The sequence below is a fragment of the Micromonospora endophytica genome, from assembly GCF_003236305.1.
In the GTDB taxonomy this organism is placed as follows: Bacteria; Actinomycetota; Actinomycetes; order Mycobacteriales; family Micromonosporaceae; genus Micromonospora; species Micromonospora endophytica.
In genome coordinates this window covers 1-9,615 of sequence record NZ_POTX01000225.1, presented here as the reverse complement: position 1 = coordinate 9,615, position 9,615 = coordinate 1, and the positions used below count along the sequence as shown (strand labels likewise).

General features: G+C 71.2%; 8 protein-coding genes and 3 pseudogenes. 8 read left to right on the top strand and 3 right to left on the bottom strand.

The features are described from left to right. Positions 1 to 8 precede the first annotated feature (8 nt). Positions 9 to 860: a L,D-transpeptidase gene (locus C1I93_RS24535; RefSeq protein ID WP_111245647.1), complete on the top strand. Its 852-nt coding sequence runs from the start codon at positions 9 to 11 to the stop codon at positions 858 to 860. 59 nt (positions 861 to 919) lie between these two features. Next, complete coding sequence (locus C1I93_RS24530; protein ID WP_146603571.1) at positions 920 to 1,759, top strand: hypothetical protein; 840 nt, start codon at positions 920 to 922, stop codon at positions 1,757 to 1,759. A gap of 66 nt (positions 1,760 to 1,825) precedes the next feature. On the opposite strand, the pseudogene C1I93_RS24525 reads toward C1I93_RS24530, so the two are convergent. Next, positions 1,826 to 2,284, bottom strand: a pseudogene (locus C1I93_RS24525) (hypothetical protein); the annotation flags it as partial. A 5-nt stretch (positions 2,285 to 2,289) separates the two neighbouring features. Between C1I93_RS24525 and C1I93_RS24520 the strand changes: the two are divergent. Together C1I93_RS24520 and C1I93_RS32710 are read left to right on the top strand one after the other, a co-directional pair. Further along, positions 2,290 to 2,526 (top strand): annotated as a pseudogene (locus C1I93_RS24520) (transcriptional regulator); the annotation flags it as partial. Between the two features lie 366 nt (positions 2,527 to 2,892). After that, the gene (locus C1I93_RS32710) at positions 2,893 to 3,033 is read left to right on the top strand and encodes a hypothetical protein (RefSeq protein WP_223256714.1); all 141 of its coding nucleotides are present in this window, start codon (positions 2,893 to 2,895) and stop codon (positions 3,031 to 3,033) included. Between the two features lie 333 nt (positions 3,034 to 3,366). Here the strand turns inward: C1I93_RS32710 and C1I93_RS32705 are convergent, their stop codons facing one another. Next, positions 3,367 to 3,900 (bottom strand): prolyl oligopeptidase family serine peptidase, encoded by a 534-nt coding sequence (locus C1I93_RS32705; protein ID WP_223256715.1) that lies wholly within the window; start codon positions 3,898 to 3,900, stop codon positions 3,367 to 3,369. A gap of 295 nt (positions 3,901 to 4,195) precedes the next feature. Next, positions 4,196 to 4,747, bottom strand: a pseudogene (locus tag C1I93_RS32700) (prolyl oligopeptidase family serine peptidase); the annotation flags it as partial. Between the two features lie 251 nt (positions 4,748 to 4,998). Here C1I93_RS32700 and C1I93_RS24505 point away from each other — a divergent pair. From C1I93_RS24505 to C1I93_RS24490, 4 genes are all read left to right on the top strand, one after another. Next, positions 4,999 to 5,574, top strand: coding sequence for a DUF4956 domain-containing protein (locus C1I93_RS24505; protein WP_111245645.1), 576 nt, complete (start codon positions 4,999 to 5,001; stop codon positions 5,572 to 5,574). Continuing rightward, complete coding sequence (locus tag C1I93_RS24500; RefSeq protein WP_223256716.1) at positions 5,571 to 6,404, top strand: polyphosphate polymerase domain-containing protein; 834 nt, start codon at positions 5,571 to 5,573, stop codon at positions 6,402 to 6,404. Before C1I93_RS24505 ends, C1I93_RS24500 begins: the two co-directional genes overlap by 4 nt. Position 6,405: 1 nt before the next feature. Continuing rightward, positions 6,406 to 8,379, top strand: a complete 1,974-nt coding sequence (locus tag C1I93_RS24495; protein WP_111245644.1) for a carbohydrate-binding domain-containing protein — start codon at positions 6,406 to 6,408, stop codon at positions 8,377 to 8,379. 117 nt (positions 8,380 to 8,496) lie between these two features. Next, on the top strand, positions 8,497 to 9,615 hold a 1,119-nt coding region (locus tag C1I93_RS24490), incomplete at its 3' end, for a site-2 protease family protein (RefSeq protein WP_111245643.1).

Below are 9,615 nucleotides of genomic sequence, written 5' to 3'. Positions count from 1 at the left end.
TGGCTGTTCTGGTGGGGGGTGCGGCGTACGGCGGGTGGGCGTTGACTCTGGCACCTGAGACAACGCCGACGGTGCGGCCGGACGACGGGGTGTCGCGGCCCATCAGTGAGATGCCGGCGTCCCACAGTCCGGAAGCCGGCGACGGGCCGGCTGCGGCGCCCGCGCCGGACTGGCTGCCGGAGATCGACTACGACCCGGCGCCCGCCGGCTTCCCCGCCGACCCGGACACCCTGGACACCACTCCGCTGACCGAAGGAGTACGCCCCGCCCGCCGGCTCGCCGCCTACGACGCCCCCGGCGGACGGCCGCTGGCCTTCCTGATGCCGACCATCCGTGGCGTCGAGCTGACCGTGCCCATCGCCCGCCGTGAGCGCGGCTGGACGGCGGTGCTGCTGCCCTCGGCCAACCGCAGACTGGCCTGGCTGCCGCCCGGCGGTTTCCGTACCGTCGCGCTACGCGACCAGATCGTGGTGGAGCGGGTGCCGTACCGGCTCACCTGGTACCACGACGGCGAGGCGAAACGCAGCTGGCGGCTGAGCCTGGGCCAGCCCGGTCAGGAGACCCCGCTCGGCCGGACCTTCATCCTGGGCCGCACCCCGCCCCCTGAGCCGGTCTACGGCGGCGTGGACATCTACGCCCTCGGCGCGGTGCCCGACGACCCCGAGGCCGTGCCCGCCAGCCTGCGTGGCGCGCACATCGGCATCCACACCTGGTATCACGACGGTGAGCTGGGTCAGTCCACCACCAACGGTTGCATCCGACTGACCAGCAGCGGCCAGCGGCTTCTGCTGGCGGAGGTCCCCCCGGGCACCCCGGTGGTGGTCGTCGACGAGCTGCCCACCCCGCCTCCGACCGCCTGACCCACGCCGCGATCCACAGTGGCATGCTGAGCGCTGAACGCGCGGGCAGGGAGGGCACCATGACCACCTCGGCTACGGTGCCGCAAGGTGGAACGGGCATCGTTCTCCGCGAGGTGGCATGGACGCCGGTGCTCGTGGCCGGCGGACTGCTCGGCCTGTTCGCCTTCGTCGGTGACGAGTTGCCGGGCGTCGCGGGCACGATCATCCTGACCCTGACCAGCACCGGCTTCGCCTGGGGCGGAGCAGCCCTGCTGGCGGGCTACCACACCGCCAGCCGCGCCACCTCCGACCGCGCCGCGGTCGGGCGCGCCGTAACCGACCGCGCCACAGTCGGGCGCGCCGTAACCGACCGCGCCACAGTCGGGCGCGCCCGCCGGCACGCGGCGGCCCCGGTCAGCGCCACCGTGCTCCTGCTCGTCGCGACCACCGTCTACTACGGCCTGATCGTCGCCCACGGCCGGCGCTGGCGGCTCGGCGAACTCGAAGACGGCAGCTCCTCCGCGCTGGTCGGCCTGGCCTCGGTCGGCCGGGCCGCCGCGTTCTGGCTGGCCGCGTCGGTAGCCGCCGGCATCGTCCTGGGCCATCTGGGCGCGGTCGTACGCCGTGGCAGCCGCGTCCCCGCCTCCATCGCGGCCGGGGTCGCGCTCGGCCTCTTCGCCGGACAGGGGCTGGAGTTCCTGCTGGGTGTCCGGGTCTGGGGCGCGCTCGACGCCTTCTTCCTGGGCCAGATCCTCTCCGCCGCGACGGGCGTGCTCCTGTCCACCGCCGGCCTGCCCCTTCTGCTCGCCCTCCGCCGAGCCCCGAAGTCCTGGCCCCTGTTCGTCACCACGTCCATCCTGGCCGCTGCGGCAGGCGTGCTGCTCTGGCGGCTCCTCCACGCCCTCACCGTCGCCATCTAGCCAGGACCTGGACGATCCGCCGGAGTGGAGCCGCCCGCCCAGCTCGGCGGGTGCCCGGCGATCGAATCACAGCCGCAGGGCCGAAACGGCGGCGTCGAGCGTGGCGGCCTGGGCGAGTGGCTGGAGGCCGTCGTCGGTCAGCCAGAGCCGGCACCCCGTACGGTCGAACGCCGTCACCACCGGCTGGTCCGGTTCCCGGGGCACGGCGGCGAGCAGGTGACTGTCGAGGTGCTCGACGCAGCGCCCGACGGCCGCCTCGACGCTGCCGTAACCCGGCGGAACCGCCCCGACCTGCGCGTCCCGGGCGAGCACCCGGACATCCCACTGCTCCCCCTGGATCTTCAACGGGTCGCCCGCGTCGAGCCGGTGGTCGCAGTAGGTCAGCACGGCGGCCAGGTCGAGGGCGTGCGCCAGCCGCAGCAGGTCGGTCAGCAGCGGCACGTCCGGCGCGGCGGCCAGCACGAACAGCCGTGCCCCGGGCAGCCCGGCAGCGAGTTGCTCGACGTGCTGGCGCACCGGGTCGACGCGGTGTCAAGGAGATGCTCAACCGCTACGGCGCGTCCGCTGAAGACACCGATCTGCTGCTGGCGATGACCGCCGCCACCCGCGAGAACAAGAACTGGTGGCACGACTACATCGACTCCGGCCTACCCCGCTGGACCCAGCTCTACATCGGACTCGAAGAGGCAGCTGCCAGCATCCGGCAGTACCACCCCGGGCTGCTGCAGACAAAGACCTACGCGGAGCAGCTCTTCCAGATGCCTGGCGTTGCGATGGGCGGACGGGCAGCAGCGGTACTTTTCGGCCTTGTGCTCTTGGTGGCCGGCTGCACCGGGACGGCCCCGGCCGGGCGTACCTGATCGGCGGTTTCGGTCCCCACCGACACACCGCGACCTGACCGGCCGGTCGAACCACAACGGGCCGACGAGGTGACCGCGCTGGTGGCGGCCCTACGACTGCCGGACGCCAGCCCGGCGCTTCGCCGTGCTACACGTGCCCACCGGGGTGATCTACGTCGAGGCCGATGGTTGTCGGCGATTCCTGATCGATGACGGCTCCCTCCGGGTTGGACATGCCGCCTGCCGCGTGTCGGATGATCTTGACGCTCAGTGCACCGGCACGAAGATGGCTCGGTGGAATCGAAGGAGTTGAAGGAGCGGGCGCAGGCGCTGCGAGCCGCCGGGAAGACGCCGAAGCAGATCGCCCGGGAGTTGGGCGTGACGCGTGCGGTGGTCACCCCGCTGGTGCGTGGGGTCGATATCGTACGAACCTGAACGGCACCGTGGCGGAGTTTTTCTCCGCCTACGACAGTCCCCCCTGCAGGCACCCGTCGACCTCGCCCGGCACTTGGTCTTCGGAGCGGTGGACTACGCACGCGACCTCGGCTTCGAAGGTCCGCACGACAACCCCGACCGTGTCATGCGTACCCTCGACCGGAAGGTCGGCCGTGACAACTATGACTTCATGGTGGTCAGGCCAACACACTGACGACGATCGCGCGGGAGGAACGCTCGCGGCCGAGCAGGTGGCCGGCCCCTCGGGCATGGCGAGTGGTGATCGTTGACGTTCTGGCTGCCTTTTTCTCGGCGTGTCGAGTCGCTCCGACGTCAACGATCGTGGGGAGTGCGGTGGGCGGGCGGCGCATCCGGGGTGGGTGCCAGCCTCTGCCAGAGGAACTCCAGCGCCAGCGCCCCGATGAATGCCAACTGCTCGTTGTTGGCTGCCGCGCCGTGCCCGCCCTCGACGTTCTCGTAGTAGGTGACATCGTGGCCGTGTTCGCGAAGCAGGGCGGTCATCTTGCGGGCGTGGCCGGGGTGCACCCGGTCGTCGCGGGTGGAGGTGACGAACAGGACCGGCGGGTAGCGGACATCTTCGCGGACGTTGTGGTAGGGCGAGTAGTTCCGCAGATAAGCCCAGTCCTCGGGCACGTCCGGGTCGCCGTACTCGGCCATCCAGGAGGCGCCGGCCAGCAGCCGGTGGTAGCGCCGCATGTCCAGCAGTGGGACGCGCGCGACGACGGCGCCGACCAGCGACGGGTAGCGGGTCAGCATCACCCCCATCAGCAGGCCGCCGTTGCTGCCGCCCTCGATGCCCAACTGCCCCGGCGTGGTGATGCCCCGGGTCACCAGGTCGGTCGCCACCGCCGCGAAGCGTGCCGGCCGGGTAGGTCGACTTCCCCACCGTCCACGGGCTACGCGGCCGGACCACCAGCCACTCCCGGTGTACGTCCCATCCGGCGTCCTCGGGCACCGGGATCCGCACCTGTTCGCCCGCTGCGGTCAGCAGGAAGTGCTCCGAGCGGTAGAAGTCCAGGCTGCGACCGACGAAGTCACGTGCGAAGCCGGGCGTCGGGTCGTGCCAGCCGTCCGCGCCGACATCCTGGTGGGACGCCGCGTAGACGACCTCGGCCTCGGCCAGTGGCGTACCCCGTCGCCACCGCCGCACCTGCCGGGGATAGCCGGAGTCGGTCAACGACCCCGGCCCGAGTTCGGTGCCGACGTAGATGTGGTCCGCGTCGATCCAGCCGACATCGGTCTTGGCCTCGGTGACGGTGAATCCGTCCGCCACGAAGGCCCGGTCGCCCAGGTCGTACTCGCGCACCACCACCGCGTCCGCGCCGCCCCGGGAGAGGCTGACCAGGCAGCGGCGGTGCTCCGGCGGCAGCGTCGTCTCACCGCCCCAGACCCAGTTCTCGCCCTCCTGCTCGGCCAGCGCGTCGACGTCGAGCAGGATGTCCCACTCCGGCGCGGCCCGGCGGTACTTGTCGAGCGTCGTTCGCCGCCAGAGCCCGCGCGGATGCGCCGCGTCCTGCCAGAAGTTGTAGTAGAAGTGGTCCCCGCGCCAGCCCGGATAGGGGATGCGGTCGTCGGCGTCAAGGATCTGCCGGATCTCGGCCTGCCGCGCGGCGAACGTCGGGCCGCAGGTCAACGCGGCGACGGTTTCCGCGTTGCGTTCCGCTACCCAGCCGGCGGCCTGAACGCCGTCCAGATCCTCAAGCCAGTGGTCCGGGTCCCCGTGCGGCGCGTCCTCACCCCTTCACCGACTCCTTCACGCGCTGCCGCCGGTCACCGTCGCGACACTGCACAGTGCACAGTCTCCGGCACCGGATGGTGCGACAACACCCCCGCTCGGCCAGGGCGCCAGGGAGATTCACATCGGGCGCACAGGTCGATCAACGGAGCCGCATAGTGGTGTGCGACTCAATGAACGGGACAAGAACTCCGGCTGAAGGATGTCCCGTGGAGCAGCTACTCGTCGTCCTGATCGACCTCGTCGCCATCGGTGTACTCACCTTTGCCCTGTACTTTCCTCGACATCATCGGCGCGACCTGGTCGTCGCCTTCCTGGGGGTGAACGTCGGGGTGCTGGCGGTCGCCATGGTGCTCGGCACCTCGACGGTGGGCGTGGGGCTCGGGCTGGGGCTGTTCGGCGTACTGTCGATCATCCGGCTGCGGTCGGACGAGATAGCCCAGCACGAGGTGGCGTACTACTTCGCCGCTCTCGCCCTCGGGCTGCTGGGCGGGCTGAGTTCCGGGCCGAGTCTGCTCACCGGCGGCCTGATGGTGTTGATCATCGGTGCGCTCGTGGTCGGTGACCATCCCCGGTTGTTCCACCGCTACCGGCAGCAGACCATCCAGTTGGACTCGGCACACACCGACGAGCAGGCCCTGCGGTCCCGGCTGACAGAGTTGCTCGGCGCTCGGGTCGCCCAGTTGACCGTCAAACGGGTCGATCTGGTCAACGACACGACGCTGGTGGACGTCCGGTACGTGATGCCCCGAGCCGGACAGCAGTTGGACCGGGTGGCGGGATGAACCTCCTGGACACCCGGCCCGTCGCCGGCATGCCGACCTGCGCCAACACGTTTGTCGACCGGCTGCCGCCGATCGGACTGGACCGTCTCATCGGGCAGGCCGCGCTGCTCACCCGGGTAGATCGCAAGTACCTGCCACCCGTGGCCGACCTGCCGACCCTGCTGGGCCCGCTGACGGGCCGGGCCGAGGTGCTCCAGATCGACGGGCAGCGCCAGTTCAGCTACCAGTCGGTCTACTTCGACACTCCGGACCTGGGTAGCTTCCACGCCGCAGCCCGGCGTCGCCGACACCGCTACAAGGTGCGGTTGCGCAGCTACCTGGACTCCGACCGGCACGTCGTCGAGGTCAAGACCCGGGGGCGGCGGGGCATCACCATCAAGCACCAACTGCCGTGCGCGGACACCGCCCAGTGGGCTGCGGGCTCCCGCGCGGGCCTGGCCGGCGAGATCCGTACGCATGTCGACGCGGTACTCGCCGACGCCGGCTTCCGCACCACCGGCCTACCGCTCCGCCCGGTGCTGAGCACCACCTACCGCCGTACGACCCTGTTCCTGCCGGCGGCCGGCAGCCGGGTGACGATCGATGTCGACCTCGGCTGGACGCTGCCGGACGGTACCGGGCTGCGCGTGCCGCACCGGGCCGTCGTGGAGACCAAGTCGCCCGGCGGCACCTCCGCCGTGGATCGACTGCTCTGGTCGGCCGGCCATCGTCCCTGCGTGATTTCCAAGTACGCGACAGGGCTCGCCGTGCTGCGGCCCGAGCTACCTGCCAACCGCTGGCAGCCCGCGCTACGTCGCCTGTTCCCGACCACCCCGATCCACGGGAGTTGAAATGAGAATCCGAAAGACGCTGACCGCTGCCGCCACCGCCGCGGTGCTCGCCGCGGCGATGCTCACCGGCTGCACCAGAGACGAGAGCAGCACCGGAACCATGGCTGTGGGAGTGGTCGCCGCCGCTGACGCTTCCGTCACCGTCGCCGAGGCGATGGCGGCGAACAAGGCCGACCACGCCAAGGACGACGCCGCCAGTTGGGACGAGGCATCGGCGGTCGCGATCACGCTGAGCGGCTCCTCGGCCAGCGCCAGCGGCGACGGGGTGACAGTCGCCGGGTCGACGGTCACCATCACCGCCGCCGGCACCTACCGCCTCAGTGGTGAGCTCACCGATGGGCAGGTCCTGGTGAACGCGCCGGACGGCAACGTCAAGCTCGTCCTCGACGGGGTCGAGATCTCCAGTTCCTCGGGGGCCGCGATCGCCGCCACCGAGGCGGACACCCTGACCGTCATCCTCGCCGACGGCAGCACGAACACGCTCAGCGACACCAACTCGTACGCCGACGACGCGGAGGTCAACGCCGCGCTGTTCAGCTCCGCGGACCTGACCCTCACCGGCGGCGGCGCGTTGACCGTGCAGGGCAACGGCAACGACGGCATCACCAGCAAGGACGGCCTGGTGATCGAGTCCGGCACGATCACGGTGCAGGCGGTCGACGACGGGATCCGGGGCAAGGACTACCTGGTGGTGAATGGCGGGACAATCACCGTCACCTCCGGCGGTGACGGGTTGAAGGCCGACAACGACACGGACACCGACGCCGGCTACCTGCTGGTCACGGCGGGCACCAGCACCGTCACCGCGGGTGGCGACGGCGTCGACGTCGCCACCGACCTGCTGGTCAGCGGCGGCTCGCTGGCGGTCACCACGGGCGGCGGCACCACGGGCGACCCGACCGACGACACGTCGACCAAGGGACTCAAGTCGGCAGTGCTGACTGTGCTGGAGGGCGGCGACATCCAGATCGACGCCGCCGACGACGCGGTGCACAGCAACGGCGCGATCCGGCTCGGCGGCGCGACGTTGACCCTGGCCAGCAGCGACGACGCGGTGCACGCTGACTCGGCCCTGCTGATCGACGACGGCACAGTGGCGGTCACCGCGTCGTACGAGGGGCTCGAAGCCGCACACATCACGATCAACGGTGGCCAGATCACCATCGTCGCCAGCGACGACGGCGTCAACGCGACCGGCGGCACGACCGACACCAGCACCGGTCAGGAAGCCGCCGGCGCTGGTGCGGACGCCCCTGCTGGGACCGGCGAGGCTGCTGCGCAAGGCGGCACTCGCCCGACGGGCGAGCCCGGCGACGGGGGCGGCCCCGACGCGATGGAGCCGAACGGCGAGGCCGGCGCGATGGGCGGACCGGGCGGCGGTGGCCCCGGTGGAATGGGCGGACCGGGCGGCGGTGGTGAGGCGGCTGGTGACTACTCACTGACCATCACCGGCGGCACCCTGATCATCAACGCGGACGGCGATGGCTTCGACTCCAACGGCACCGCCACCATCAGCGGCGGCACCGTGGTGGTGAACGGCCCCACCCAGAACATGAACGGCGCGCTGGACGTCAATGGCAGCTTCCAGGTCAGCGGTGGCGTGCTGATCGCCGCCGGCAGCGCGGGGATGGCCGTCGCACCCGACACGGAGTCGGCCCAGGGTTGGCTCTCCGCGACGTTCGACGAGTCGATCGAGGCAGGCACCACGGTGCAGGTGGTGGACTCCGACGGCACCGTGCTGGTCACCTTCGTCGCGCAGAAGACGCTGCAGAACCTGGTCTACTCGGCCAGCACGATCAGCAGCGGAGCCGAGTACCGGATCTTCGCCGGGGGCACCGCCAGCGGGGCGAGCACCGGCGGTCTCGCCGAGTCGGGCAGCCTCGGATCGGCGGCGGTGATCGCGACGGTCACCGCCGGCACCGCACCGGCGGGTGGTTTCGGTCCGGGCGGCGGACGGGGTGGCACCGGCAGCTGACCGGCCGATTACCCACGCGGCCTGTCCTGGATCGTCGCCAGGACAGGCCGCGTGACACGGCATGCAGGTGATTACTGCCGCTGGCATGGGAGCACGTTCGCGGGGTATCACCGAGGCATGAGGGCGAGTTTCCGGCTCGGCCGGGTCGCGGGCGTACCGGTCGGGGTCAACTGGAGCGTCCTGGTCATTTTCGGGCTGATCTGGTGGGGGCTGTCGGCCAATCTGTTTCCACAGTCGTATCCGGGACGGTCCGGGGTGGCGTACCTCTTCGCCGGGCTGGCCGCGGCGGTGGTCTTCTTCCTGGGGCTGCTCGCCCACGAGGTGTCCCACGCGGTGGTGGCGAAGCGCAACGGGCTGGGGGTCGAGGGGATCACGCTGTGGCTCTTCGGCGGGGTGGCCCAGCTGCGCGGCGAGGCCCGGACGCCAGGGGCGGAGCTGCGGATCGCGGGGGTCGGCCCGCTGGTCAGCCTGATCATCGGTGCCTTCTTCGGGGCGCTCGCGATGCTGCTCAGCTTCGCCGGGGTGCAGGGCTTGTGGCTGGGCGCGATGGCCTGGCTCGCCGGCATCAACCTGCTGCTGGCGGTCTTCAACATTCTGCCGGCGGCACCGCTTGACGGTGGCCGGCTGCTCCGTGCGGCGGTGTGGAAGGCGACCGGGGACCGGACCCGGGCCACGGTGGTGGCGGCCCGGGCCGGCTGGGTGTTCGGCGTGGCGCTGATCGGGTTCGGGTTGTGGCGGTTCCTCACCGGCGCCGGCGTCGGTGGACTCTGGCTGGCGCTTATCGGCTGGTTCCTGATCGGCGCCGCCACCCTTGAGGAGCGGCAGGCCCGGGTGGGCAGCGCGCTGCGCGGGCTGCGGGTCGCCGACGTGATGACCCCGCAGCCGCAGACCGCATCGGGCGAGCTGACGGTGGCCGATTTCGTGGACAACTACCTTTTCGCGTACCGGCACACCGCGCTGCCACTGACCGAGGATGGGCGGCCGGTCGGCCTGGTCACCCTCGACCGGGTACGCGGCGTCCCCAGCGACCAGCGGGCCAGCACCACCCTGGAGGCGGTGGCCTGCCGCGCCGACGACCTGGTGCTCACCTTCCCCGACGAGCAGCTCACCGCCCTGCTCCCCCGCCTCAACGACTGCGCCGACGGCCGCGCCCTGGTGGTGACCGAGGGCCGCCTGGTCGGCATCATCTCCCCCAGCGACATCAGCCGCGCCGTCCAGCGCAGCCACCTGCACGAC